This is a genomic window from Mycobacterium sp. IDUB_21 (assembly GCF_055419425.1).
On the sequence record NZ_JBVAXQ010000002.1, the window covers coordinates 405,298 to 431,549 of the forward strand.

Annotated in this window: 23 protein-coding genes; 11 read left to right on the forward strand and 12 right to left on the reverse strand. The window is 69.4% G+C overall.

The genetic code is table 11. The features are described 5' to 3' along the window. Positions 1–136: 136 nt before the first annotated feature. Genes ACZYY4_RS04795 through ACZYY4_RS04815 form a run of 5 tightly spaced genes read left to right on the forward strand, consistent with a single transcriptional unit; the run spans position 137 to position 8,189 of the window. Complete coding sequence (locus ACZYY4_RS04795) at positions 137–1,546, forward strand: WS/DGAT/MGAT family O-acyltransferase (protein ID WP_463808304.1); 1,410 nt, start codon at positions 137–139, stop codon at positions 1,544–1,546. Between the two features lie 50 nt (positions 1,547–1,596). After that, positions 1,597–3,138, forward strand: a complete 1,542-nt coding sequence (locus ACZYY4_RS04800; protein ID WP_463808305.1) for an alpha/beta hydrolase — start codon at positions 1,597–1,599, stop codon at positions 3,136–3,138. 20 nt (positions 3,139–3,158) lie between these two features. After that, positions 3,159–4,499: a type I glutamate--ammonia ligase gene (gene glnA / locus ACZYY4_RS04805; protein ID WP_463808306.1), complete on the forward strand. Its 1,341-nt coding sequence runs from the start codon at positions 3,159–3,161 to the stop codon at positions 4,497–4,499. A gap of 12 nt (positions 4,500–4,511) precedes the next feature. Continuing rightward, positions 4,512–7,529 (forward strand): bifunctional [glutamine synthetase] adenylyltransferase/[glutamine synthetase]-adenylyl-L-tyrosine phosphorylase, encoded by a 3,018-nt coding sequence (locus ACZYY4_RS04810; RefSeq protein ID WP_463808307.1) that lies wholly within the window; start codon positions 4,512–4,514, stop codon positions 7,527–7,529. A 15-nt stretch (positions 7,530–7,544) separates the two neighbouring features. Beyond that, positions 7,545–8,189, forward strand: a complete 645-nt coding sequence (locus ACZYY4_RS04815) for a PaaI family thioesterase (protein WP_463808308.1) — start codon at positions 7,545–7,547, stop codon at positions 8,187–8,189. A 13-nt stretch (positions 8,190–8,202) separates the two neighbouring features. On the opposite strand, the gene glnA (ACZYY4_RS04820) is transcribed toward ACZYY4_RS04815, so the two are convergent. Then, positions 8,203–9,639 carry a type I glutamate--ammonia ligase gene (gene glnA / locus ACZYY4_RS04820; protein ID WP_463808309.1) on the reverse strand — a complete coding sequence of 479 codons (1,437 nt, stop codon included), beginning with the start codon at positions 9,637–9,639 and terminating at the stop codon, positions 8,203–8,205. Positions 9,640–9,761: 122 nt separating this feature from the next. On the opposite strand from glnA (ACZYY4_RS04820), the gene ACZYY4_RS04825 reads away from it, so the two are divergent. Beyond that, on the forward strand, positions 9,762–10,226 hold the full coding sequence (locus tag ACZYY4_RS04825) for an RDD family protein (protein WP_463808310.1): 465 nt from the start codon (positions 9,762–9,764) through the stop codon (positions 10,224–10,226). A 13-nt stretch (positions 10,227–10,239) separates the two neighbouring features. On the opposite strand, the gene ACZYY4_RS04830 is transcribed toward ACZYY4_RS04825, so the two are convergent. The 7 genes from ACZYY4_RS04830 to ACZYY4_RS04860 form a co-directional block, all read right to left on the reverse strand. Beyond that, positions 10,240–10,992, reverse strand: coding sequence for a DUF4191 domain-containing protein (locus ACZYY4_RS04830; RefSeq protein ID WP_463808311.1), 753 nt, complete (start codon positions 10,990–10,992; stop codon positions 10,240–10,242). Positions 10,993–11,035: 43 nt separating this feature from the next. Continuing rightward, positions 11,036–11,986: a lipoyl synthase gene (locus ACZYY4_RS04835; protein ID WP_463808312.1), complete on the reverse strand. Its 951-nt coding sequence runs from the start codon at positions 11,984–11,986 to the stop codon at positions 11,036–11,038. Further along, positions 11,983–12,687 carry a lipoyl(octanoyl) transferase LipB gene (gene lipB, locus ACZYY4_RS04840; protein WP_463808313.1) on the reverse strand — a complete coding sequence of 235 codons (705 nt, stop codon included), beginning with the start codon at positions 12,685–12,687 and terminating at the stop codon, positions 11,983–11,985. Before lipB ends, ACZYY4_RS04835 begins: the two co-directional genes overlap by 4 nt. 19 nt (positions 12,688–12,706) lie before the next feature. Beyond that, positions 12,707–13,618 (reverse strand): TIGR01777 family oxidoreductase, encoded by a 912-nt coding sequence (locus tag ACZYY4_RS04845; protein WP_463808314.1) that lies wholly within the window; start codon positions 13,616–13,618, stop codon positions 12,707–12,709. A gap of 41 nt (positions 13,619–13,659) precedes the next feature. Beyond that, positions 13,660–15,444, reverse strand: coding sequence for a 2-oxoglutarate dehydrogenase, E2 component, dihydrolipoamide succinyltransferase (sucB, locus tag ACZYY4_RS04850; protein WP_463808315.1), 1,785 nt, complete (start codon positions 15,442–15,444; stop codon positions 13,660–13,662). Between the two features lie 272 nt (positions 15,445–15,716). Further along, positions 15,717–17,249, reverse strand: coding sequence for a leucyl aminopeptidase (locus ACZYY4_RS04855; protein WP_463808316.1), 1,533 nt, complete (start codon positions 17,247–17,249; stop codon positions 15,717–15,719). Between the two features lie 11 nt (positions 17,250–17,260). Further along, positions 17,261–18,349 carry an adenylate/guanylate cyclase domain-containing protein gene (locus tag ACZYY4_RS04860; RefSeq protein WP_463808317.1) on the reverse strand — a complete coding sequence of 363 codons (1,089 nt, stop codon included), beginning with the start codon at positions 18,347–18,349 and terminating at the stop codon, positions 17,261–17,263. 32 nt (positions 18,350–18,381) lie between these two features. Between ACZYY4_RS04860 and gcvT the strand changes: the two genes are divergently transcribed. Next, a complete protein-coding gene (gcvT, locus tag ACZYY4_RS04865; RefSeq protein WP_463808318.1) occupies positions 18,382–19,476 on the forward strand; it encodes a glycine cleavage system aminomethyltransferase GcvT in 1,095 nt (364 codons plus the stop codon). A gap of 23 nt (positions 19,477–19,499) precedes the next feature. Then, entirely contained in the window at positions 19,500–20,606 is a 1,107-nt protein-coding gene (locus ACZYY4_RS04870) for a branched-chain amino acid aminotransferase (RefSeq protein WP_463808319.1), read from the forward strand. An 11-nt stretch (positions 20,607–20,617) separates the two neighbouring features. Here ACZYY4_RS04870 and ACZYY4_RS04875 read toward each other — a convergent pair whose 3' ends face one another. The 4 genes from ACZYY4_RS04875 to ACZYY4_RS04890 form a co-directional block, all read right to left on the reverse strand. After that, positions 20,618–20,824: a hypothetical protein gene (locus tag ACZYY4_RS04875; protein ID WP_463808320.1), complete on the reverse strand. Its 207-nt coding sequence runs from the start codon at positions 20,822–20,824 to the stop codon at positions 20,618–20,620. A gap of 97 nt (positions 20,825–20,921) precedes the next feature. Further along, positions 20,922–21,653: an adenosylcobinamide-GDP ribazoletransferase gene (locus tag ACZYY4_RS04880; RefSeq protein ID WP_463808321.1), complete on the reverse strand. Its 732-nt coding sequence runs from the start codon at positions 21,651–21,653 to the stop codon at positions 20,922–20,924. Further along, on the reverse strand, positions 21,650–22,708 hold the full coding sequence (gene cobT / locus ACZYY4_RS04885; RefSeq protein WP_463808322.1) for a nicotinate-nucleotide--dimethylbenzimidazole phosphoribosyltransferase: 1,059 nt from the start codon (positions 22,706–22,708) through the stop codon (positions 21,650–21,652). Before cobT ends, ACZYY4_RS04880 begins: the two co-directional genes overlap by 4 nt. Before the next feature lie 23 nt (positions 22,709–22,731). After that, positions 22,732–23,418 carry a DUF3043 domain-containing protein gene (locus ACZYY4_RS04890; RefSeq protein WP_463808323.1) on the reverse strand — a complete coding sequence of 229 codons (687 nt, stop codon included), beginning with the start codon at positions 23,416–23,418 and terminating at the stop codon, positions 22,732–22,734. Between the two features lie 69 nt (positions 23,419–23,487). Between ACZYY4_RS04890 and ACZYY4_RS04895 the strand changes: the two genes are divergently transcribed. From ACZYY4_RS04895 to ACZYY4_RS04905, 3 genes are all read left to right on the forward strand, one after another. Next, positions 23,488–24,642: a glycerate kinase family protein gene (locus ACZYY4_RS04895; RefSeq protein ID WP_463808324.1), complete on the forward strand. Its 1,155-nt coding sequence runs from the start codon at positions 23,488–23,490 to the stop codon at positions 24,640–24,642. A 107-nt stretch (positions 24,643–24,749) separates the two neighbouring features. Then, positions 24,750–25,106 (forward strand): HesB/IscA family protein, encoded by a 357-nt coding sequence (locus tag ACZYY4_RS04900; protein ID WP_463808325.1) that lies wholly within the window; start codon positions 24,750–24,752, stop codon positions 25,104–25,106. A 155-nt stretch (positions 25,107–25,261) separates the two neighbouring features. Further along, the gene (locus tag ACZYY4_RS04905; RefSeq protein ID WP_463808326.1) at positions 25,262–26,239 is read left to right on the forward strand and encodes a carbohydrate kinase family protein; all 978 of its coding nucleotides are present in this window, start codon (positions 25,262–25,264) and stop codon (positions 26,237–26,239) included. Positions 26,240–26,252: the final 13 nt, after the last annotated feature.

Consider the following 26,252-nt stretch of genomic DNA (forward strand, 5'->3'; position numbering starts at 1 on the left):
CGATCCTCGAAGCCCTTGGCCGGGTCCCCGGGTCGTCTGACATCACCAGTGTGCCACTTGCTGCGGTGCGGCTGAACCACCAGGTTGAGTGGATTTCCTCACATCTGACCCGGCGCAGCGGCATACCATCAGCGGCATGCAGTGGCTCAGCGGACTCGACGCCAGTTTCCTGTACCTGGAAACCCCTCAACAGCCGTTGCATGTCTGCTCGATCCTGGAACTGGACGCCGCCACGATGCCCGGCGGCTACAGCTTCGAGCGGCTCCGCGACGAACTCGCCGCGCGCATCACTGCGATGCCCCAGTTCCGGGAGAAGCTCGCCGACAGCCCGCTCAACCTCGACCACCCGGTCTGGGTGGAGGACCGCGACTTCAACATCGACCGCCACGTGCACCGCATCGGGCTGCCGCCGCCGGGCGGTCGGGTGGAGCTGGCCGAGATCGCCGGGCATATCGCCGCGCTGCCGCTGGACCGCAGCCGGCCGCTGTGGGAGTCATGGGTGATCGAGGGGGTGCGGGGCCCCCAGGACGGCCAAGCCGGCGGAGCTCAAGGGGGCGGCCGCATCGCGGTGCTGATGAAGATGCACCACGCCGGCGTCGACGGGGTCACCGGCGCGAACATGATGTCGCAGATGTGCAGCACCGAGGCCGACGCCCCGCGCCCGGAGCCGGTCGACGGTGCCGGCGACGCCAGCAGCCTGGCGATCGCGGTGGGCGGGCTGGCGCGGTTTGTGAGCCGGCCCCTGAACCTGGTCAATGTGCTGCCGCGCACCGCGTCGTCGGTGGCCAAGACGGTGCAGCGGGTGCGCACCGGCGAGACGATGGCTTCGCCGTTCGCCGCGCCGCAGACCGTGTTCAACGCCAGTGTGAGTGGCCGCCGCAACGTTGCTTATGCCCAGCTGGACCTCGAGGACATCAAGAAGGTCAAGGACCACTTCAGCGTCAAGGTCAATGACGTGGTGATGGCGCTGGTATCGGGGGGCTTGCGGCAGTTTCTGGGCGACCGTGGCGAGCTGCCCGAGTCCTCGCTGGTGGCCATGGTGCCGGTGTCGGTGCATGGCAAGTCCGACCGTCCGGGCCGCAACCAGGTTTCCGGGATGTTCTCCCGCCTGGAAACGCAGATCGCCGACCCGGTGGTGCGGCTCAAGGCCATCTCCGAAGCGAATGCGGTGGCCAAGGAACACAGTTCGGCCATCGGTGCGACCCTGCTGCAGGACTGGTCGCAGTTCGCCGCACCGGCCGTGTTCGGCCTCGCCATGCGGCTCTATGCCAAGACCCGGCTCACCTCCGCCCGCCCGGTGCACAACCTGGTGATCTCCAACGTCCCGGGTCCGCAGGTTCCGCTGTACTACCTGGGCTGCCAGATCGCCGCGATGTACCCGCTGGGGCCGGTCTTTCACGGCTCGGGCCTGAACGTGACCGTGATGTCGTTGAACGGCCACCTCAACGTCGGACTGATCAGTTGTCCCGAACTGTTGCCGGACCTGTGGGGGCTCGCCGATGACTTCGGCCTGGGGATGGCCGAACTGCTCGACGCCACGCGCTGAGCGCCCCGGTGGCGGGCTGTGCCCAGCTGTGCATGGCAGCATGTGGTGTCATGACCCCGCCGACCCGCCGCGACAGGATCGCGCGTACGACCCTGACCTGCCTCGCGATCGCGGTGGTGGCACTCACGGTCGGCAGCTGCACCCGGTTGACACCGGGGCACGCGGTGCTGGCCACGCCGCGGGTCGGTCAGCCGGTCGCATGGGACAAGTGCCGATTCACCGCCGACACCAACATCAAGGTGCCCGACGACGCCCAGTGCGGATTCATCGCGGTGCCGGTCGACTACTCCAACCTGCAGGGTGCCGTCGCGCGGCTGGCCATGATCCGGTTTCCGGCCACCAAGGACAAGATCGCCTCGCTGGTGATCAACCCGGGCGGGCCGGGGGAGTCGGGCATCGAAACCGCGGTGGGCCTCATCAGCACCCTGCCGCGCCGGGTTCGTGAGCATTTCGACCTGGTCGGATTCGACCCACGTGGAGTGGCGTCGTCGCGGCCGGCGGTCTGGTGCAACTCCGACAAGGAGAACGACCGGCTGCGGGCCCTCAACCAGGTCGACTACAGCCCCGCGGGCGTGGAGCGCATCGAGAACGAGACCAAGGACTACGTCGAACGCTGCCTGGACAAGACCGGTAAGGAGTTCCTGGCCAACGTGGGCACCGTCAACGTCGCCCGCGACCTCGACGCGATGCGGGCCGGGCTGGGCGACGAGAAGCTGACCTACCTGGGCTACTCCTACGGCACCCGGATCGGCTCGGCTTACGCCGAGGCTTACCCGCAGAATGTTCGCGCGATGATTCTCGACGGCGCGGTGGACCCGAACGCCGACCCCATCGAGGAGGACCTGCGTCAGGCGCAGGCCTTCCAGGGAGCGTTCGACGACTTCGCGGCGGACTGCGCCAAGGACCCGGACTGCCCGTTGGGCACCGACCCGGCCAAGGCCGTCGAGGTCTACCAGAGCCTGGTCGACCCGCTGGTGGACAAACCCGCGAAGACCAAGGATCCGCGCGGGCTGAGCTACAGCGACGCCATCGTCGGCACCATCATGGCGCTGTACTCGCCGACGTTCTGGACTCACCTCAACGACGGCCTGTCGGATCTGGTCGATGGACGTGGCGACATCATGCTCGGGCTGGCCGATCTGTACATGCGCCGCGACGCCAACGGCCACTACACCAACGCCACCGACGCCCGGGTGGCGGTCAACTGCGTCGACCAGCCACCGATCACCGATCGTGCCAAGGTGATCGACGAAGATAGGCGGTCGCGTGAGATGGCGCCGTTCATGAGCTACGGGAAGTTCACCGGTGACGCGCCGCTGAGCACCTGCGCGTTCTGGCCGGTGCCTGCGACCACCGAGCCGCACACCATCTCCGTGCCCGACCTCCCGCCGACGATGGTGGTGTCCACCACCCGCGACCCGGCCACCCCGTATCAGGCCGGTGTGGACCTGGCCAAACAGCTGCGCGGCGGTCTGCTGACGTTCAACGGAACGCAGCACACGGTGGTGTTCCAGGGCAACGAATGTGTCGACGGCTTCGCCACGCGTTACCTGGTCGACGGCACGTTGCCGCCAACCGATGCGAAGTGCTGAGCGCTGCTACGCTTCGCGGTATGGACCGTCAGAAGGAGTTTGTGCTCCGCACGCTGGAGGAACGCGACATCCGCTTCGTCCGGCTCTGGTTCACCGACGTCCTCGGGTATCTGAAATCGGTCGCGATCGCCCCGGCTGAGCTCGAGGGCGCCTTCGAGGAGGGCGTGGGCTTCGACGGTTCGGCGATCGAGGGCTTCGCGCGGGTCTTCGAATCCGACATGGTCGCCCATCCCGACCCGTCCACTTTCCAGTTGCTGCCGTGGACGTCGGATGCCGGCCGGCAGTACTCGGCCCGGATGTTCTGCGACATCACCATGCCGGACGGATCCCCGGCATGGGCGTCGTCGCGGCACGTGCTGCGCCGGCAACTGGCCAAAGCCGGAGAAATGGGCTTCGCCTGCTACGTGCATCCCGAAATCGAGTTCTTCCTGCTCGAGCCCGGTCCCTACGACGGGTCGTCACCCGTTCCTGCCGACGACGCCGGCTACTTCGACCAGGCGATCCACGGCTCGGCGGCCAACTTCCGCCGGCACGCGATCGACGCGCTGGAAACGATGGGCATCTCGGTGGAGTACAGCCACCACGAAAACGCCCCGGGCCAACAAGAGATCGACCTGCGCTACGCCGACGCGCTGTCGATGGCCGACAACGTGATGACCTTCCGCTACCTGATCAAAGAGATCGCGCTCAAAGAAGGGGTGCGGGCGTCGTTCATGCCCAAGCCGTTCCGGGAGTACGCCGGTTCGGCCATGCACACCCACATGAGCCTGTTCGAGGGGGAGGTCAACGCCTTCCACAGCCCCGATGATCCGCTGCAGCTGTCCGACACCGCCAAGTCGTTCATCGCCGGAATCCTCGAGCACTCCAACGAGATCAGTGCCGTCACCAACCAGTGGGTGAACTCCTACAAGCGCCTGATCCACGGCGGGGAAGCGCCCACCGCGGCGTCCTGGGGTGCGTCCAACCGCTCGGCGCTGGTGCGGGTGCCGATGTACAGCCCGCACAAGACCTCGTCGCGGCGCGTCGAGGTGCGCAGCCCGGACTCGGCGTGCAATCCGTACTTGACGTTCGCCGTGCTGTTGGCCGCCGGCCTGCGCGGGGTGGAGAAGGGCTACGAACTGGGCCCGGAGGCCGAGGACAACGTGTGGGCGTTGACCCCCGAGGAGCGCCGGGCGATGGGCTACCGCGAACTGCCCGGCACCTTGGAGCGTGCGCTGGGCGAGATGGAGAACTCCGAGCTGGTCGCGGAAGCGTTGGGGGAGCAGGTTTTCGACTTCTTCCTGCGTAACAAGCGCCAAGAGTGGGCGAACTACCGCAGCCACGTGACCCCCTACGAGCTGCAGAACTACCTGGCGCTCTGACCCGGACGCCTCGTGGCCTACCCCGGAGCGCAGCGCCGCAAGCTGCCCAGCGTCGGGCGGCTCGGGTTGGTCGATCGGTACGCCGCGGCGGACCTGACCCAGCTCGGCTGGTACAGCTCGTACACCCAACCGCACGCTGACGTGCTCTGGGCGCTGTCGCGGGCGCCCGACGCCGACCTCGCGCTGCGCACCCTGGTCCGGCTGTCCGAAGCGCCGGGAATCGACTGGGACGAACTGAGCGCGGCCTTGATGGCCGATCGCGGTTTGCGCGGGCGGATGTTCGCAATACTGGGATCCTCACTGGCACTGGGGGATCACCTGATCGCACACCCGCAGTCCTGGAAGCTGTTGGCAAGCCCCGAGAGCGCTGATGGCGCTGAAGACGCGCCGATCACCCTGCCGTCGGCGGATGCCCTGCGCGACTTGTTCGCCGACTGCGTCGCCGGGACGACGGACGGTGCCTACGTCGAGCGGCTGCGGGAGCTCTACCGCGACCGGCTACTGGTGCTGGCGGCGCTGGACCTGGCGCCGACCGTCGAGAGTCAGCCGCAACTGCCGTTCGTGGCCGTCGGGGCGCACCTGTCCGACCTGGCCGACGCAGCGTTGGCGGCCGCGCTGCAGGTCGCCGAGAAGACGGTGTGCGGCGCGGACGACGCCGTGGCTGCGCCGCGCCTGGCCGTGATCGCGATGGGCAAATGTGGGGCGCGGGAACTGAATTACGTCAGCGATGTCGACGTCATCTTCGTCGCCGAAGAAGCCGACGCGGTGAGCAGCCGGGTCGCCGGTGAGCTGATGCAGGTGGCCGGCGAGGCGTTCTTCGAGGTCGATGCCGGACTGCGGCCCGAAGGCCGCCACGGTGCGCTGGTGCGGACGCTGGAGTCGCACATCGCCTACTACCAGCGGTGGGCCAAGACCTGGGAGTTTCAGGCGCTGCTCAAGGCCAGACCCGCCGCCGGTGATGCCGAATTGGGCCGGGCCTATGTCGATGCGTTGCTGCCTATGGTGTGGACCGCTTGCGAGCGTGAGGATTTCGTCGCCGATGTTCAGGCGATGCGCCGCCGGGTGGCGCAGCTGGTGCCTGCTGAGATCCGGGCCCGCGAGATCAAGCTGGGCGCCGGCGGCCTGCGTGACGTCGAGTTCGCGGTGCAGCTGCTACAGCTGGTGCACGGCCGAGGCGATGAGTCGTTGCACGTGGCCTCGACGGTCAACGCCCTGGCGGCCCTTGGCGCCGGCGGCTACATCGGCCGTGAGGATTCGGCCACCCTGACCGCGTCGTACGAGTTTCTCCGGCTGCTCGAACACCGGCTGCAGTTGCAGCGGCTCAAGCGCACCCACATGCTGCCTCCACCCGACGACGACGAGGCGCTGCGCTGGCTGGCCCGCGCCGCTCACATCCGGCCGGACGCTCGCCACGATGCGCTGGGGGTGCTGCGCGAAGAGCTCAAGGCGCAGAACCTGCGGGTATCGCGGTTGCACGCCAAGCTGTTCTACCAGCCGCTGCTGGAAGCGGTCGGTCCCGCCGGCCTCGAGCTGGCCGGCGGTCTGACGCCCGGCGCCGCCGAACGACAGCTGGCCGCGCTCGGCTACGAGGCGCCGCAGAACGCCCTGACGCATCTGGCGGCGCTGACCAACCAGAGCGGCCGCCGCGGCCGGGTGCAAACCGTGCTGCTGCCCAAGCTGCTGTACTGGCTGTCGGACACGCCGAACCCGGACGCCGGCCTGCTGACCTACCGGCGGCTCAGCGAGGCGATGGCCACGCAGCGCTGGTACCTGAGCACGTTGCGCGACAGCAGCGCTGTGGCCAAGCGGCTGATGCGGATGCTGGGCACCTCGGCCTACGTCCCCGAACTTTTGATGCGGGCCCCGGACGTCGTCCAGTCCTACGGCGACGGTCCGTCCGGACCGAAACTGCTCGACCACGAGCCGGACGCCGTGGCGCGGGCGCTGATCGCCTCGGCGGGCCGCTACGCCGACCCGGTGCGCGCGATCGCCGCCGCCCGCAGCCTGCGCCGCTACGAACTGGCCCGGATCGCCTCGGCGGACCTGCTCGGCATGCTCGAGGTCCGTGACGTCTGCGTGGCGCTGACCTCGGTGTGGGTGGCGGTGCTGCAGGCCAGCCTGGAAGCGATCGTCCGGGTCAACCTGCCGGGCGGCCGCGGGGAGTCGGCTCCGGCGCGGATCGCCGTCATCGGTATGGGCCGGCTCGGCGGGCGCGAGCTCGGTTACGGCTCGGACGCCGACGTGATGTTCGTCTGCGAGGCCGCCGAAGGCGTGAGCGACGCCGACGCGGTGCGCTGGGCCACGTCGATCGCCGAGCAGGTGCGGGCGCTGCTGGGCACCGCCAGCGTCGACCCGCCGCTGCAGGTGGACATCAACCTGCGACCGGAGGGCCGCAGCGGCCCGCCGGTGCGCACTCTGGCCTCGTACGCGGCCTATTACGACCAGTGGGCGCAGCCCTGGGAGATCCAGGCGTTGCTGCGGGCGCACTGGGTCGCCGGTGATGCCGAACTGGGTCGACGGTTCCTGCTGATGGTCGACGGCACCCGGTACCCGGCCGGCGGGGTGTCCGGCGACGCGGTGCGGGAGATCCGCCGGGTCAAGGCGCGGGTCGACGCCGAACGGCTGCCGCGGGGTGCGGACCCCAACACGCACACCAAGCTGGGCCGGGGCGGGCTGGCCGACGTCGAGTGGACCGTGCAGCTGCTGCAGCTGCGTCACGCCCACCGGGTACCGGCGCTGCACAACACCTCGACGCTGGAAACCCTGGACGCCATCGCCGCCGCCGGGCTGCTCGAGGAAGACGATGTAGACCTGCTCCGGCAGGCCTGGCTGACCGCGACCCGTGCCCGCAACGCGCTGGTGCTGGTTCGCGGCAAACCCACCGACCAGCTGCCCGGAGCGGGCCGCGCGCTCAACGCGGTCGCGGTGGCCGCCGGCTGGCCCGGCGGTGACGGCGGTGAGTTCCTGGACAATTACCTGCGGGTTACGCGGCGCGCGAAGGTAGTGGTACGCAAGGTTTTCGGAGATTGAAGGAGAACATCTGTGGTGGATTTCGGAGCACGCTCGAACGTGCCGACGATCAGTGCCGACGAGAGTGCGCTGCTGTCGGCACGGTACGGACCGCTGGCGGCTGCGGTACGCGAGCTGATCGACGCCACCATTCGGACCCAGGCCGACGACGTCACGGCCGGGGAAGTGACCGCGCAGGTGCGCCAATTGACCGAGCGGCTTCGCGACGGAATTCTCAGCGACTCACCCGGGATGCGTTACGTCGTCGACGGACGGCCCCTGGCGTGGGGTAACGCGGTAATCGGCCTGCGCAATCCGATCGCGCCACCGCTGGTGATCGAGCACGGCGAGAATGGGCACTGCTGGAGCGACTTTCACCTCGGCGCGGCCTACGAGGGCCCACCGTCGCTGGTCCACGGCGGGGTCAGCGCCCTGGTGCTCGACCATCTGCTCGGTGAGGCGGCCAGCGATGGCCTGACCAAGCCGCTATTCACCGGCACGATCACGGTGAAATATCTGCGTGGAACCCCGTTGGGACCCTTGCGCGCCGAAGCCTCGATATACCGCAAGGAGGGCATCAAAACCTATGCCCGCGGCCATATCTCGGACGCCGCCGGGGTAACCGTGGAGGCCGACGGGGTGTTCATCATGCCGGCCTGGGCGCGAGACGGGGCGGAGTGACGGCTGGGGGTACTCAGCAGTCGTAGTACAGCGCGAACTCGTACGGGTGCGGGCGCAGGTTGATCGGGGTGATCTCGTGGTCGCGCTTGTAGCGGATCCAGTTCTCGATCAGGTCCGGGGTGAAAACCCCGCCCTCGGTGAGGTATTCGTGGTCGGCTTCCAGGTTGTCCATCACCTGGGCCAGCGTGGCCGGGGCCTGTGGGATGTCGGCGGCCTCGTCCGGTGGCAGTTCGTAGAGATCTTTGTCGACCGGGGCGGCCGGCTCGATCTTGTTCTTGATGCCGTCGATGCAGGCCATCAGCATGGCCGCGAACGCCAGATAGGGGTTGCCCGAGGAGTCTGGGCAGCGGAACTCCAGGCGCTTGGCCTTGGGGTTGGTGCCGGTGATCGGGATGCGCACGCAGGCCGAGCGGTTGCGCTGGCTGTAGACCAGGTTGATCGGCGCCTCGTAGTGCGGCACCAGGCGCTTGTAGGAGTTGATGGTCGGGTTGGTGAACGCCAACAGTGACGGCGCGTGGTGCAGGATGCCGCCGATGCAGTGCCGGGCGATGTCGGACAGCCCCGCGTAGCCGGCCTCGTCGTAGAACAGTGGGTCACCGTTCTTCCACAGCGACAGGTGCACGTGCATGCCCGAGCCGTTGTCACCGAAGAGCGGTTTGGGCATGAAGGTGACGGTCTTGTCGTGCGCCCAGGCGGTGTTCTTGATGATGTATTTGAACAGCATCAGGTCGTCGGCGGCGTGCAGCAGCGTGTTGAACCGGTAGTTGATCTCGGCCTGCCCGCCGGAGCCGCACTCGTGATGGCCGCGCTCCAGGGTGAAGCCGGCGTTGGCGAGGTTGGTGGTCATGGTGTCGCGCAGATCGACGTACTGGTCGTTGGGCGCCACCGGGAAGTAGCCGCCCTTCGGGCGGGTTTTGTAGCCACGGTTGGCACCTCCGCCGATCTCGGTCGGCGAGCCGGTGTTCCACCAACCCGAATCCGAGTCGACCTCGTAGAAGGTGCCGTTCATCTGCGAGTCGAAGCTCACCGAGTCGAAGATGTAGAACTCGGCCTCGGCGCCGAAATAGGCGGTGTCGGCGATGCCGGTGCTGGCCAAGTAGTTCTCCGCCTTGCGCGCGACGTTTCGCGGATCGCGCGAATAAGGCTCGCGGGTGAACGGGTCGTGCACGAAGAAGTTCAGGTTCAGCGTCTTGGCCGCCCGGAACGGGTCGATCTGGGCGGTGGAGAAGTCGGGCAGCAGCATCATGTCCGACTCGTGGATGGATTGGAAGCCGCGAATCGACGAACCGTCGAAGGCCAGCCCGTCGGTGAACACGCTCTCGTCGAGCGCAGACGCGGGGATCGACAGATGCTGCATCATGCCCGGCAAGTCGCAGAACTGGATGTCGATGTACTCCACGTTCTCATCGGCCACGAGCTTGAGAATGTCGTCGGCCGTCTTGTCGGTCACAGAATTGTTCTCCTCCGCTGGTAGCCCCGGTCGGACGGTGGGGTTGCCGCTGCTGACGTTACGCAACCGCGGCAGGGCCCGCCGATGCCGGGTCGGGTTCCAACCCGCTTATCGTAGGGGGCATGAGCCGCCCCTTCTCATCGTGGCTGTCCGGGCCGGAGTCGGCCGGACCTCGGCCCCCCGACGGTGCCCCGGGCGAACGCCTGGGTTTGCCGCCCACCGGTCCGGGTTCGCTGGCCCCGATGGGGCGTCGAGTGCTGGCCCTGGCCGTCGACTGGCTATTGGCCTACGGGCTGGCCGGCCTGGGCTTGGCGTCGGGCGCGCTGACCTCGGAACTTCTGTCGACCGCGGTGCTGGTCATCTGGCTGGTGCTCGGTGCCGTCGCGGTGCGGCTGTTCGGCTTCACGCCGGGTCAGTACGCCTGCGGGCTGCGAGTGATCGCGGTGGACGGCGTCGGAGTGGGAGTCATACGCGCCGTGGTACGCGGACTGCTGATAGCGCTGGTGGTGCCGCCGTTGTTCTCCGACGCCGACGGTCGCGGTCTGCAGGACCGCGCGACCGGCACCGCAGTGGTGCGCGGACGCTAGCGGCGGTCGCGGGCTAGCGCCGCCGCACGGCGCGCTGCACCCCGCGCATCTTGGCTCCGGGCGGCATCGGGCCCTTGGGCATCGCGGCGGTCCCGGTGCGGTTGCCCAGTGCGGTCAGCCGCGACTCCAGCGAATCCATCTGCTTGGTGGTGATGTTGGCCGGGAGTTTGGTCAGGAAACGTTCCAGTTTGGACAACGGCACCTCGCCGTCGCCATTACCGACCACCACGTCGTAGATCGGTACCTCACCGACGGATTTGGCGATCTGCTTCTTCTGCTGGGCCAGCAGCGGCTTGACGCGCGCCGCGGAGCCCTCCGCGACCAGGATTACGCCGGGGCGTCCGATCACCCGGTGTACGGCGTCCAGCTGGCCGGTGGCGGCCACCCCGGGAGTGACCCGCCACTTGCCGCGCAGGTTATCCAGCGCCCACGCGGCCGCACCGGCCTGACCCTCGGCCTTGCGGTAAACCGACCGCTGAGCGCGCCGGCCGAAGATCACGAACGCCACCAGCGCGCCCAACACCACGCCGAGCGGAATCGTCGTCACCTTGGCGAAGGTTCCGCCGTTGAGCGCCAGCGCAGTGGTCACCCCCGCGACCAGCACGAAGGCGCCGATCATGTACGGCAGTAGCCGCTTGTCCTCTTTGCGCTGAAGCTGGAAGGCCTGCCACAGCTGGGTGCGGCGTTCTTTGCCGGCGGCCTTGCGGGTGGCTTTCGCCGCCGCCCGGGCAGCCTTGTCCTCGGTGGTGGTGCGCGCTCTGGCCATAGCTACCAAGGATACGCAGCCGGGCTTGCCGCCAGCCGGGGTATCAGCCGGGGGCCGCGCTGCGGTCGAGCTCGGCGCGACGCGCCATGGCCTGCTGGTAGAGCCGGCCGGCCCGATACGACGAGCGCACCAGCGGCCCGGACATCACCCCGGCGAAACCGAGCTCCTCGGCGTACCGCGCGTGCTCGACGAACTCCTCGGGTTTGACCCACCGGTCGATCGGGTGGTGTCGCTCACTGGGGCGCAGGTACTGGGTGATGGTGACCAGTTCGGCGCCGGCGTTGTGCATAGCGGAGAGCGCGTCCCGGATTTCCTCGGCGGTCTCGCCCATGCCCAGGATGAGGTTGCTCTTGGCGACCAGCCCGGCGTCGCGGGCCTGGGTCAAAACACTCAGGCTGCGCTCGTAGCTGAACCCGGGCCGGATCAACTTGAAGATGCGCGGCACGGTTTCGACGTTGTGCGCCAGCACTTCCGGGCGGGTTTCGAACACCTCACCCAGCAGGTCGGGTCGGGCGCCGAAGTCGGGGATCAGCAATTCGACACCCGTGGACGGGTTGAGTGCCTTGATGGCACGCACCGTCTCGGCGTAGAGCCAGGAGCCTTGATCGGCAAGGTCGTCGCGGGCGACGCCGGTCACGGTCGCATACCGCAGCCCCATCGCCTGCACGCTCTCGGCGACCCGGCGCGGTTCGTCGCGGTCGAGTTCGCTGGGTTTGCCCGACTTGATCAGACAGAACGAACAGTTGCGGGTGCAGACCTCGCCGCCGATCAGGAACGTGGCCTCCCGGTCCTCCCAACACTCGTAGATGTTGGGGCAGCCGGCCTCCTCGCAGACCGTGTGCAGCTTCTCCCGCTTGACCAAGCCCTTCAGCTCGGTGTAGTTCGGACCCATTCGGGCGCGCGTTTTGATCCACGATGGTTTGCGTTCGATCGGCGTCTCGGCGTTGCGTGCTTCAGCACGGCTTAATCTACGGCCTTCTCCGACGGCGCTCACCGGGTCGATGTTACGCGCGACTCGAAGTGGTCGCGTACCGGCAGCACGCCGTCGAGAGCGTCGACGACCGCCCCGGCGACCGCCCGCCGAACGTCGTCGACGCTGGTCACAAAGCCCAATTCCGCCGACAGCGACGTCACGCCCGCGTCGGTGATCCCGCACGGCACGATCGAGCTGAACGCACTGAGGTCACAATCACAATTGAGCGCGAACCCGTGCAGGGTGGTCGCCCGGGCCACCCGCACGCCGACCGCCGCGAGCTTGCGCGCGGGACGGCCGCCGCCGGCCGGCAGCCACACCCCGGATCTACCTTCGATTCGAATAGGGTTGAGGCCCAAGGTGTTACTCACCTCGATGAGTGATTCCTCAAGGCGGCGTACGTAATTGACCACGTCCATCGGTTCGGCCAGGCCGATGATCGGATAGCCGACCAGCTGTCCCGGGCCGTGCCAGGTGATCCTGCCGCCCCGGTCGACGTCGACCACCGGGGTGCCTTGAAGAGACTCGAGCGGGCGTTCGTGCGGCTCGGTGCGCCGCCCGGCGGTGTAGACCGGCGGATGCTCCAACAGCAACAGCGTGTCCGGGCCACCGGCGACCCTGGCGTCGGCCAGGTCACGTTGCAGCTGCCAGGCGGTGCCGTAGTCGACGGTATCCAGCTGGCGCACGTCGATCGGCGCAGTGTCAGACCGGATGGACCTCATGCTCGCAGGCTACCCGGGCTTAGAGCGGGGTCGGGCGGGTGGTGGCGTAGCCGAGGGCTTCGCCGATGGTGTTGTGCTGGAACTGGAAGCCGGCCTGCTCCAACACGGCCGGGATGGCGCGTTGACCGGCGAGCAGTCCCTCGTCGGCGAGTTCGCCGAAGGCGGCCCGGGCCGCGAAACCGGGCAGAGCCAACGGCGTCGGCCGGTTCAGCGCCCGGCCCAGGGCGGCGGTGAACTCGGCATTAGTCACCGGTGCCGGCCCGGTCAGGTTGATCGGACCGCTGATCGCGGACTCGGCCATCGCGAACCGCAGCGCCCGGACCTCGTCGTCCAGGCTGATCCAGGACATGTATTGGCGGCCGTTGCCCAGCCGGCTGCCCAGCCCCATCGAGAACAACGGACGCAGTCGGCTCAGGAGCCCACCCGAGCGGGACAGCACCAAGCCGGTGCGGGCCAGCACCACCCGGGCGCCGGCGGCCCGGGCGGGGGTGGTCGCAGCCTCCCAGTCCTGGGTCAGCCGGGCCAGAAACCCACGGCCGGACGGTGCGGACTCGTCGACGGTGCGGGCGCCGGTGTCGCCGTAGAAGCCGACTCCGCTGGCGTTGATCAGCACCGGTACCCGAGCATCGGCCACCGCCGCCGACAGCACCTCGGTGGGGGTGATCCGGCTGTCGCGCAGGTTCTGTTTGAACGCCCCCGACCAGCGGCGGTCGCTGATGCCGATTCCGCACAGGTTGACCACCGCGTCGACTCCGGCCAGGGCATCGACATCAATGTCGCCGGCCTCGGGGTCCCAGCGCAGCTCGGCGCGGTTGGCCGGGGCCCGGCGCACAATCCGCAGCACGTGATGGTCGGCGGTGCGCAAGGCCGACACCAGAGCGGAGCCGATCAGCCCGGACGACCCGGCGATCGCGACGATGGGATTGCCCACAGTGGAATCCTCTTGCAGCCCTTCCCGAAACCCCTAAGTCGCTAAAGCCCCAACTCGGCCTCGAACGCGCCTTCTTCGAGTCGGTTGCGGATCGTGGTCACGAATCGTCCCGCGTCGGCACCGTCGATCAGGCGGTGGTCGTAGGTCAGCGGCAGGTAACAGATCGACCGGACCCCGACCGACTCGTTACCGGCGTCGTCGATGACGACCCGCGGCCGCTTGACGATGGCCCCGGTGCCCAGCATGGCGGCCTGCGGCGGAACCAGAATCGGGGTGTCGAACAGTGCGCCCTGGCTGCCGATGTTGGTGATCGTGAAGGTGCCGCCGGACAATTCGTCCGGTTTGAGGCCGCCCGACCGCGCCCGGGCGGCGATGTCGGCGATGGCCCTTGCCAACCCCGCCAGCGACAGGTCGCCGGCGTTGTGGATCACCGGGGACAGCAGTCCCTGCTCGGTGTCCACCGCGAAGCCCAGGTGCTCGGCGTCGTAGTAGGTGATCTCACCGGCGTCTTCGTTGTAGCTGGCGTTGACGTTGGGGTGGGCCTTGAGGGCGTCGATCACCGCGCGGGCGATGAACGGCAGGTAGGTCAGGTTGACGCCCTCACGCTCGGCGAAGTCGGCCTTGGCTCTGGCCCGCAGCGACACGATCTTGGTCATGTCGACCTCGTGGGTCTGGGTGAGCTGAGCGGTGGCCTGCAGAGATTCGCGGGTCTTCTTGGCGGTGATCTGCCGGATCCGGCTGGCCTTGGCCGTGCTGCCACGCAGGTGCGCCAGTGCCGAGACCTGAGCTGCCGCCGGTGCCGGGGCAGCGGCGGCCGGCGGGGTCGAGGCGGGCGCGGCTGCCGGTGCCTTCTGCTGCTCAGCGAAGGCCAGCACGTCCTGCTTGCGGATCCGCCCGCCCACCCCGGTGCCGGTGACCCGGCTCAGGTCGATGTTGTTGTCGGTCGCGAGCTTGCGCACCAGGGGGGTTACATACGGCGTCGCGTCGGAGCTGGGCGCGGACTGTGCCGGTGCCGGCGCCTCCCGGGGCGGCTGGGGTGCGGCCGCGGGTGCGGGTTCCGGCGCGGGCGCCGGTGTCGGCGCCGGTGCGGGCTCAGGCTCGGGCCTCGACTGCGGGGCGGGAGCCGGTTCTGCTGCGGGGGCGGGCGACGGCTCCGGTGCGGGGGCCGGCGCAGGCTCTGCGGCCGGGGCGGCCGCGGAGCCCGAACCGATCTTGGCCAGCTCACCGCCGACCTCGACGGTGGCGTCCTCCTCGGCGGTGATCGACAGCAGGGTGCCGGACACCGGCGACGGGATCTCGGTGTCCACCTTGTCGGTGGAGACCTCCACCAGCGGTTCGTCGACCTCCACCGAGTCGCCGACCTGCTTCAGCCAACGAGTCACGGTGCCCTCGGTGACCGATTCGCCCAACTCGGGCATCAGCACCGGGGTGCCGCCACCGGCCGGGGCCGCGGGCTTCGCGGCCGGCTGAGCTTCGGGTTGCGGCTCCGGCTCGGCCTTCGTCTCCGGCTCAGCTTGCGGCTCCGGCTCGGCTTCCGGTTCGGGCTTGGCCTGCGGTTCGGGCTGCGAAGCGCTTGCAGTGCTTTCGCCGGCTTCGCCGATCACGGCGAGCTCGCCGCCCACCTCGACGGTGTCGTCCTCCTGGGCCACGATCTTGGTCAGCACGCCGGACACCGGCGCTGGGATCTCGGTGTCGACCTTGTCGGTGGAGACCTCGAGCAGTGGCTCGTCGACCTCGACGGTGTCGCCCTCCTTCTTGAGCCAGCGGGTCACGGTTCCTTCGGTGACGCTCTCACCGAGTGCCGGCATCTGAACTGAGAACGCCATCGCTGTTGACTCCTCGATCGGTCGTTGGGCCGCCTTGGCTCGCCTTCTGGCTTACCACAGCGGCGTACCCCGGGTGCCCTGGGCGGGCGGATTGGGCGAATCCATCCTGTCACTACCGCACCGTCGCCACACAGTCAGGGCGCGGCTGGTGACCGACGACGGCGCCGGCCCCGGCCAGCCCGGCCGGCCAATCCGGCGACCGCCCACCAGCCGAATGACCGCATAGGGCAAATGCGTTGCGTTACCGGGTGATTCCGGCCGTCGGGGCCTGCTCAACCGTGCTGGCAGATGTCCTCCAGGACTGCGAACATGGTGCGGGTCGGCACTCCGGTGCCGCCCTTGGGCGTGTAGCCCCAGGCGCCGACGGTGTTGTAGGCGGGCGCGGCAACGTCGATGTGTGCCCAGGACACGCCGTCGGCCACGAACTCGCGCAGGAACACCCCGGCGACCAGCATTCCTGCGAAGCGCTGTCCACTGACGTTGGCCAGATCGGCCACCGTCGACTTGAGGTCGTCCTTGAGCTCGTCGGGCAGTGGCATCGGCCAGCCGTTCTCGCCGACGGACTGCGAGATCGCCGCCACCCGGTCGCGGAACTCGTCGCTGCCCATCACCCCGGGGGTGCGCGCGCCGAGCGCCACCGTCTGCGCGCCGGTCAGCGTCGAGGTCTCGATGAGATAGTCCGGGTTGTCCTCGCAGGCCCGCACGATCGCGTCGGCCAGGATCAGCCGGCCCTCGGCGTCGGTGTTGAGCACCTCGACGGTGGTGCCGCCGTACTGGGTGAGCACGTCGCCGGGGCGCTGCGCGGTCGACGACGGCATGTTCTCGGCCATCGGCACGGTGGCGATCACCTCGATCGGCAGCTTGCGACGGGCGGCCAGCACGACAGTGGCGATCACTGCGGCCGCCCCGCCCATGTCGGAGGTCATGTGGTGCATGGAGGCAGCCGGCTTGATCGAGATGCCACCGGTGTCGAAGGTGATGCCCTTGCCGACCAGTGCCACCCTCTTGGGCGACTCCACACCACCTTCGGGCCGGTAGGCCAACCGCACCAGCCGTGGCGGGCGCGAGGAGCCCTTTCCGACACCGGTCACCCCGCCGTACCCGGCGTCGGCGAGTGCCTGCTCGTCGAGCACCTCGACATCCAGGCCGGCGGATTCGCCCAGGGCCCGGGCCCGGTCGGCGAATTCGGCCGGGAACAGGTGACTCGGCGGGGTGTTCACGAAGTCCCGCGCGGTGGCCACCGCGGCGGCGACGTCGGCGGCGTGCGCCGCCTGCGCCTGGGCATCCGGGGCCGCGGACAGCACGGTGACCTCGGCCAGGCCCGCATCCTTGGGTGCGGTCTTGTCGCTGCGGAAGGCGGTGAACCGGTAGCTGCCCAGGATCAGTCCCTCGACGTCGGCGCCGACGACGCCGTCACCGCGCAGACCGGCCAGGGTGCTGATCACCGCCTCTGTCCCGTTCAGTGTGCGTGCCGCCGCCCCGGCGGCCCGGCGGACGATATCGGCGGGCCACTGGTCATGCCGCTTGCCCACGCCGACCGCCAGCACACTGCCGACCGGCAGCGCCGACACCACCAGCCGGGTCACCTGCTCGACGCCGCCCTTGGCGCCCACTGCGGACAGTCCGGCTTCGATCTCGGCGATCGCGTCGGCGGGCAGGGCAGGCTCGGTCAATCCGACCAGCGCGCCGGACTCGTCGCCGGTTGAGGTCACCGGCACGATCAACACCGATTCGCCGACTCCCTGGCTGGGCAGGGTGGTCGAGACGGTGACGGTGGGGGCAAGGTATCCGGGTTGGGTGCTCACAAGCACTCACCCTAACGATCGACGGTCAGGTCCAGCTCGTATGCCGGGACGGGTTCGTCGAAGCCCTTGAGCGTCAAAGGTTCTTGACGGGTGACCTGCCAGTCGCGCAGTTCGTCGCGGACGCAGGTGGAGGCCAGGACCTGCCCGGGGGCGGCAGCGTCCACCAGGCGCGCGGCCAGGTTCACCGGGGTGCCGAAATAGTCGCCGTTGATCGACAGCAGCTCGCCGTAGGCCAGGCCGGCGCGCACCTGCAGCCCGGCTCTGCGGGCCTTCGGGTGGTGGACCAGATCCGCCGCCGCCTTGGCCAGCAGTTCTCCGGTCGCGCTCACCCACATCACCGCGTCGCCGATGAACTTGACCACCCGTCCGCCGTCGGCGTGCACCACGTCGGAGACGCTGCCGCCGAAGTCAGTGAGCAGATTGGCCAGCTCCGCCGCGTTGAGCACTCGGGTCAGAGCGGTGAAGCCGGTCAGGTCGGCGAACCCGACGCCACACAGGATGCTCGCCGACGGCCCGCCGGCCAGTCCCTCCAGAAACGTCCGGTGGCTGACCTGGTGCTGGCGGTGCACGGCGTCGATCATCGCCCCGATCCGCGGGATGAACGTCGCGACCGACCGCCAGGCGCGCGCCGTGCGCAACTCGTCGCTGGTGTGTCCCAGCCACATGTCGGGCTGGGTGAGCCGGATCATGCTCGACTCGGCCTCGGCGAGCCGCGCCATCGTCGCACCCAGCACCCGCAGGAAGCCGTCGACGGGCTCCCCGAGATTCGACCGCATCTCAACCCAGGTGGCCAGCCCATCCACGTCGGCCTGGCTCAATGCCGGCGTGTCGGGGCCGGCGATGCTGAGCCCGAGCATCTGCCAGGCGCGCTCGATGTCACAGACCGGCACTCCCAGTGCGTCGGCGGCGGTCCGCAGTGTGTAGCTCGGCGGTCCCGAGCGTCCCACCACGTCACCGGCCAGCCCGAACAACCGGCCCTGACGCTCGGCGTCGACCATCTGCTCGACGGTGAAGCCCAGACCGTCGAGGTACTCAAGCAGGCCGGCGCGCTTGCGCGCGTCGGCGATCCCCGCAGTTTCGAGTGCGTCCCAATCAACCACCTGTATAAGTGTGCCGATTAGGCTGGCTCGTCGTGAGCGAACTGCAACACGGACCCTTGGAAGACCGCCACCGCGAGCTGGGCGCCAGTTTCGCGGAGTTCGGTGGCTGGCTGATGCCGGTGTCCTACGCCGGCACCGTCGCCGAGCACAACGCCACCCGCAGCGCCGTGGGCCTGTTCGATGTGAGCCATCTGGGCAAGGCGACCGTGCGCGGCCCGGGCGCGGCAGCGTTCGTCAACTCGACGCTCACCAACGACCTGGGCAGGATCGAGCCCGGCAAGGCGCAATACACGTTGTGCTGCACCGAATCCGGTGGGGTCATCGACGACCTGATCGCCTACTACGTCGCTGACGATGAGATCTTTCTGGTGCCCAACGCGGCCAACACCGCGGCGGTGGTGGCCACCCTGCGGCAGGCCGCACCGGCCGGGGTGACGATCACCGACGAGCACCGCTCCCGCGCGGTGCTGGCGGTGCAGGGCCCGCGATCGACCGAGGTGCTGGCCGGTTTGGGTCTGCCGACCGAGATGGACTACATGGCCTTTGAAGACGCCGGCTACGCCGGGGTGCCGGTGCGGGTGTGCCGCAGCGGCTACACCGGTGAACACGGCTACGAGCTGCTGCCGGAGTGGGAGTCGGCGCCGGTGGTGTTCGACGCGCTGGTGGCGGCGGTGGCGCAGGCCGGGGGCGAGTTGGCCGGTCTGGGGGCCCGCGACACACTGCGCACCGAGATGGGCTACCCGCTGCACGGTCACGAACTGTCGCCGGACATCTCGCCGCTGCAGGCGCGCTGCGGTTGGGCGATCGGCTGGAAGAAGGAGGCGTTTTTCGGGCGCGAGGCGCTGCAGGCGGAGAAGGCGGCAGGTCCGGCGCGGCTGCTGCGCGGGCTGCGCGCCACCGGCCGGGGAGTGCTGCGGGCCGAGTTGGCCGTACTCGACGGCGACCGCCAAGTCGGGGTCACCACCTCGGGTACCTTCTCGCCGACGTTGAAGGCCGGTATCGCGCTGGCGCTGATCGACGCGCAGGCCGGGATCGAGGATGGTGCGCGGCTCACCGTCGACGTGCGCGGCCGGGCGGTCGAGTGCGAGGTGGTACAGCCGCCGTTCGTGACGGCAAAAACCCGCTAGCGCACCGGATATACAATCGCTGCATGAAAAGCGGCCTCCTCGAGTTCCACGTGTCGGTCACAGCGAACCCGACTCCCGACGAGGTGCGCGAATCCATTTTGGCGGAGCCGGGTTTCGGCAAGTACCACACCGATCACATGGTGTCGATCGACTACCACGTCGATGCCGGTTGGCATAACGCGCGGGTCATGCCCTACGGGCCGATCGAACTGGACCCCTCGGCGGTCGTCCTGCACTACGCGCAGGAGGTCTTCGAGGGGCTCAAGGCCTACCGCTGGACCGACGGGGAGATCGTGTCGTTCCGGCCCGAGGCCAACGCCGCCCGGATGCGCGCGTCGGCGCGGCGGCTGGCGATCCCGGAACTTCCCGACGAGCTGTTCATCGAGTCGCTGCGGCAGCTGATCGCCGTGGACGGAGCCTGGGTGCCGGCGCCCGGCGGCGAGGAGTCGCTGTACCTGCGACCGTTCATCTTCGCCACCGAGCCGGGTCTGGGGGTGCGTCCGGCCAACGAGTATCGCTGCCTGGTGATGGCCTCACCGGCGGGCGCGTACTTCAAGGGCGGCATCAAACCGGTGAGCGTCTGGCTGTCGACGGAGTATGTCCGGGCCTGCCCGGGCGGCACCGGTGCAGCCAAGTTCGGCGGCAATTACGCCGCGTCACTGGTCGCCCAGGCGCAGGCCGCCGACAACGGCTGCGACCAGGTGGTGTGGCTGGATGCAGCCGAGCGGCGCTACGTCGAAGAGATGGGCGGGATGAACCTGTTCTTCGTGTTCGGCACCGGCGGCTCGGCGCGCCTCGTCACGCCGGAGCTGTCCGGCTCACTGCTGCCCGGTATCACCCGGGATTCGTTGTTGCAGTTGGCGACCGACGCCGGATTCGCGGTCGAGGAGCGCAAGATCGACGTCGGCGAATGGGAGAAGAAGGCCGCATCCGGCGAGATCACCGAGGTGTTCGCCTGTGGCACCGCTGCGGTCATCACCCCGGTGTCGCAGGTCAAGTCCGCAGACGGGGAGTTCACCATTGCCGACGGCCAGCCCGGCGAGGTCACCATGGCGCTGCGCGACACCCTGACCGGGATCCAGCGCGGTACCTTCGCCGACACCCATGGGTGGATGGCCCGGCTGGACTGATCCGGCCGAGCTCAATCCGCTTTGCCCGGCGGTGCATCCGGTTCGTCGGACCCCACCTGCCAGTCCTCGGCCGCGTTTTCCTCCGCGCCGGGAAATTCCGGTGCGTCACCGGCCCCCTCGGTCATCGCCTTGCGCGATTCCCGGCTTCTCTTGCTATAGCGGTGATGGCGAGCCATCCACGTCCCCCTCCTCTGCAGCGAGAAGTCCAAGATGTTCATAACTGTTCCTATTTTTACAAGATTACCCTGGAGGTAAGACGACCGGGGGGAGAAATGTCTATAAGCCCGGAAAAAAATATGTGCCGAGGCTGGTCGCTCAGAGTGCGACCAGCAGCACCGCGACCAGCGCCGTGGTCCATTCGACGGCGGCACCCAGCACGTCGCCGGAGACACCGCCGAAGCGTCGCACACAGTGCCTGACCAGCACCGCCGCGCCGCCCAACGCTGCGGCGACAGCTACCGGTCCGTGCCACGGCGCCGAACCGGCGACGGTCGACCCGACTGCCAGCGCCACCACCCAGGCGATCGCCACCGGCACCGGCTGACTGCCCGCCACGGCGGCGCCCAGCGTGCTGCCCGGTGCGGCGGGCACCGAACGCAGGCAGGCCAGCACCGCGGCCACCCGGCCCGCGGCGACCGCGACCACGATCCCCGCCGCGTCCAGCATCGGGAACGCGAGGGCCTGCAGGCCGATCACCAGCACCACGGCCGCCACCCCGAACGGCCCGGTCGACCCGTCGCGCATCACCTGCAGAGCCTGGGCGGCGGGCCGGTAACAGCCGAGGCCGTCGGCGGTATCGGCCACCCCGTCGATGTGCAGCCCACGCGTCGCGGCCAGCAGCGCGGCCACCGCGAGCAGTCCGGTCAAGGCGCTGCCCGGGCCGAACGCGATCCCGCCGGCCCAGACGGCCCCGGCCGCCAGTGCTCCCAGGGCGGCTCCGACGACCGGCAATGCGGTGATCACACCGCGGCCGAACACCCGGTCGTCACCGCCGCCTACCGGCAGCACCGTACCGAACGCGAAAGCGCCTGCCAACGAACGGATCACGACGACGGACGGTCGGTGACGCCGGCTTCGGCGAAGGTGGACATCGACGCCAACGCGGCCACCGCGGCGCGCAGCACCGGCAGCGCCACCGCCGCGCCGGTGCCCTCGCCCAGCCGCATCCGCAGATCGAGGATCGGCTCCAGTCCCAGCGCCGCACAGGCCAGCGCGTGGGCCGGCTCGGGGGAGCGGTGGCCGGCCTGCCACCACGCCCGCGCGCCGGGCGCCAGCCGTTCTGCCACCAGGGCGGCCGCCGTCGACGCCAGGCCGTCGAGCAGTACCGGTGTGCGACGGACGGCCGCCTGGGCGCAGAAGCCCGCCAGCGCGGCCAGGTCGGCGCCGCCGCAGCAGCGCAGCAGGCCCAGTGGATCCGAGACCCCACGCGACCTGAACAGCGCATCGCGCACCGCTGCGGTCTTGCGCGCCCAGCCGGCGTCGTCGATACCGGTCCCGTGGCCGACCGCCGCGACGGGCTCGGCGCCGGTCAGTGCCGCGATCAAAGTCGCTGCGACAGTGGTATTTCCGATCCCCATATCGCCGGGGATGAGCAGATCCGCCCCGGTATCGACTTCGTCGTCGGCGATCCGGCGGCCCGCCTCCACGGCAGCCAGGGTCTCCTCGGCGGTCAGGGCGTCCTCGCTGGAGATGTCACCGCTGCCGCGACGCACCTTGTACGCACTGATCTCATCCGGTAAATCGGGGGCTCCGCTGTCTATGGCCATGTCCACCACCCGCACGCCCGCGGCGCCGATGGCGGCCAGCGCGTTGATGGCAGCCCCTCCGCGGTCGATGTTGGCGGCCATCTGCGCGGTCACCTCCGCCGGGTAAGCGGACACCCGCTCGCGGGTCACACCATGATCACCGGCGAACACCACCACCCGGACGCGATCGAATTGTCTTGGCGGGCAATGGCCTTGACAGGCCGTCACCCACACCGACAGGTCCTCGAGGCGGCCCAGCGAGCCGGGAGGTTTGGTCAGCGAGTCCTGGCGTGCGCGGGCGGCGGCCGCCACCGTCGCATCGGGCGGACTGACCGGCGGGAAAGCTAAAAAGTCCAAGGTTGTCGGCCCCCGCGTCGAAATCAGCCGAGGCGTTCGCCGCGGCGCACCTGCGGGCGCGGTGCCCGCATCCGGCGCAGCGTCGAGGCCCGACTGGCGGCGTAAAGCCCCAATTTCCATCGGGCTTCGGTGTTGTCGGGGTACTTGATGTCGACCAACCTGCCGACCTTGCGGGCCACCAGCACCCCGTCGGCGGCCATCAAAACCATCAGCAGCATCATCGCCGGAGAGATGTAGAACTGGATCTGCGGGACCGCCATCATGACGAACATCAACCCCAAGGCCACCGGCATGAACAGGCCCAGCAGGTTGTAGCGGGCGTCGACGATGTCGCGGACGTAGCGGCGTACCGGGCCGCGGTCGCGGTCGAGCAGGGCCGTCTCGTCGCCGGCGAGCATCCGCTCCCGGCGCTTGGCCATCCGCTCCCGCCGTTCCGTCTTCTCGGCCCGGCGCTCTTCCTTGCTCAGCTTCGGCCCGGCCAGGCTCTTGCGTCTGGCCCGAGCCTCCGCGGAGGTCATCGGAGCCGGCGCCACCGGACCGCGCCGTTTGACGGCCGCATTGCGCTTGGGGGTGGGCCGGCCCTTGGGGGCGGTGCCGCCGGAACGAGCGGAGTCCTCGAACCCGGCGCTGTCGAGGTCGACGGCGCCGCTCGCGGAGTCAGCGGCCCCAGTGGACTCCGCATCAACTTTCCTGCGTCCCGGCAACTTCACGCCCGCCAGATTACTTGGCCGGCCTGCCCGGGCCGCGTGGCCGTCCGTGTGGCTCGATACCCTGCCGGTATGGCTGACCACCCCGGTGCCGGCGCGTCCGCCGCCTCCGGGGCACCTGTGCTGCGGGTGCTCATAGCACCGGACTGCTACGGCGAGAGCCTGACGGCGGTTCAGGCCGCCGCCGCGATCTCGACCGGATGGCATCGCAGCCGCCCCCACGACCGGCTGGCGATCGCCCCGCAGTCCGACGGCGGACCGGGCTTCGTCGCGGTGCTGGCCGCCGGGCTGGGCGCCGCCGGTTCGGGCACGGTGCAGCGGTGCCAGGTCAGCGGGCCGCTGGGCTCGCCGGCCGACGCGGAGTGGTTCTGGGACCCGGCATCCAAGACGGCGTACCTGGAGTGCGCGCAGGCCTGCGGCCTGGCGCTGCTCGACGGTCCGCCCTCGCCGCGGACCGCATTGGCTGCCCACAGCGCAGGGGTGGGGCAGCTCGTCGAGGCGGCGCTGGCAGCCGGCGCGACCCGGATCGTCATCGGACTGGGCGGCAGCGCGAGCACCGACGGCGGACGGGGCATGGTCGACGAACTGGGCGGTCTGGCCGCCGCCTGGCAACGGCTCACCGATATCGAACTGGTCGCGGCCTGTGACGTCGAACATCCCCTGCTGGGCCCGTGGGGCTCGGCACGGGTATTCGGGCCGCAGAAGGGCGCTGACGCTGCGACTGTCGCCGTACTCGAGACCCGCCTGACAGCTTGGGCGACCGAACTGGACAACGCAGCCGGACGTCAGGTCAGTGCTGCGTCGGGGGCTGGCGCCGCAGGCGGGATCGGCGCGGCGTTGCTCGCATTGGGCGCCACGGCACAATCCGGGGCGGCCATCGTGGCCGGCCACACCGGTCTGGCGGCCGCCCTCGCCGACGCCGATGTCCTCGTCACCGGTGAAGGCCGCTTCGACCAGCAGTCGCTGCACGGAAAGGTGATCGGCTCGCTGTGCACCGCGGCGCGCGCGCGGCAGCTGCCGGTGCTGGTGCTGGCCGGCCAGATCAGCCTGGACGAACCGGCGCTGCGGTCGGCCGGCGTGGTGGCCGCCAGGGCGATCGCCGACCATGCCGGCTCGGTGGGGCTGGCCCTGGTCGACGCGGCCAACCAGCTGATCGGTCTGGCCACCGTGCTTGCGGCCCAGATCGGCAGTCGACCGACAGATTCCCGCGGTCCGGCGGCTCAGTAGGGAACACGTTGGCGCAGGGTATCGTTGTCATGGTGGGCTCGACGTCTCGGAGTCGAGGCCGGAAGCAAGGAGCCCACCCCCATGATCAACCGTAATAGGGAGACGCAATGACTGTTCAGGATCAGTCGACCACCGAGGCCCCAGGCGTGGTCTTGACCGACGAAGCCGCAGCCAAGGTGAAGTCGCTGCTGGCCCAGGAAGGCCGTGACGACCTGACCCTGCGCATCTCGGTCCAACCGGGCGGCTGCGCCGGCCTGCGCTACAACCTGTTCTTCGACGACCGGAGCCTCGACGGTGACGTGATCGTGGAGTTCGGCGGGGTGAAGCTGGCCGTCGACCGGATGAGCGCCCCGTACCTGCAAGGCGCGGAGATCGGCTACGCCGACCAGATCGACAAGCAGGGCTTCACCATCGAGAACCCCAACGCCGGCGGCTCCTGCTCGTGCGGCGACTCGTTCAACTGACCACCTAGCACTGCCTGACCCCCGGGCCCTCCGGTGCGTTCGCCCGCACGATGACCCGGGCACTTGGCGCTGCCCGACGACGCGCCGGGTTCAACGGGCCGCTACCGTGGGAACCCACATTCGGGTACACGTTGAACACACGAGGGGGATAGTCAGTGACGATTGCGGTGACCGGTTCGATCGCGACCGACCATTTGATGCGCTTTCCGGGTCGGTTCTCCGAACAACTCCTGGCCGATCACCTGCAGAAGGTCTCGCTGAGCTTCCTGGTCGACGACCTGGTGGTGCACCGCGGCGGAGTGGCCGGCAACATCGCCTACGCGATCGGCGTGCTCGGCGGTGACGCCGCGCTGGTCGGGGCGGCTGGCGACGACTTCGCCGACTACCGCGACTGGCTGACCTCGCACGGCGTCAACTGCGACAACGTGCTGGTCTCCACGACGGCGCACACCGCGCGCTTCACCTGCACCACCGACATCGACATGGCCCAGATCGCCTCGTTCTACCCGGGCGCCATGTCCGAGGCCCGCAACATCTCGCTGGCCGAGGTGGTGGCGGGTGTCGGCACCCCCGAACTGGTGATCGTGGGAGCCAACGACCCCGAGGCGATGTTCCTGCACACCGAGGAGTGCCGCAAATTGGGCCTGGCGTTCGCCGCCGACCCGTCTCAGCAGCTGGCCCGGCTGACCGGTGACGAGATCCGCCGGCTCATCGATGGGGCGGCCTACCTGTTCACCAACGACTACGAGTGGGACCTGCTGCTGTCCAAGACCGGCTGGACCGACGCCGACGTGATGAAGCAGGTCGGGCTGCGGGTGACCACCCTGGGAGCCAAGGGCGTCGACATCGTCAGCCCCGATGGCTCCCGGGTCCACGTCGGCGTGGTCCCCGAGAAGGCGCAGACCGACCCGACCGGAGTCGGTGACGCCTTCCGCGCCGGTTTCCTGACCGGGCGCAGCGCCGGGCTGAGCCTGGAGCGGTCGGCCCAGCTCGGTTCCTTGGTGGCGGTGCTGGTGCTGGAATCCACCGGAACCCAGGAGTGGTCGTGGGACCGCGATGCCGCGCTTGCCCGGCTGGCCGACGCCTATGGCGACGCCGCGGCGGCCGAGATCGGTAACGCCCTGCCGTCTTGACGCTAGGTCAACG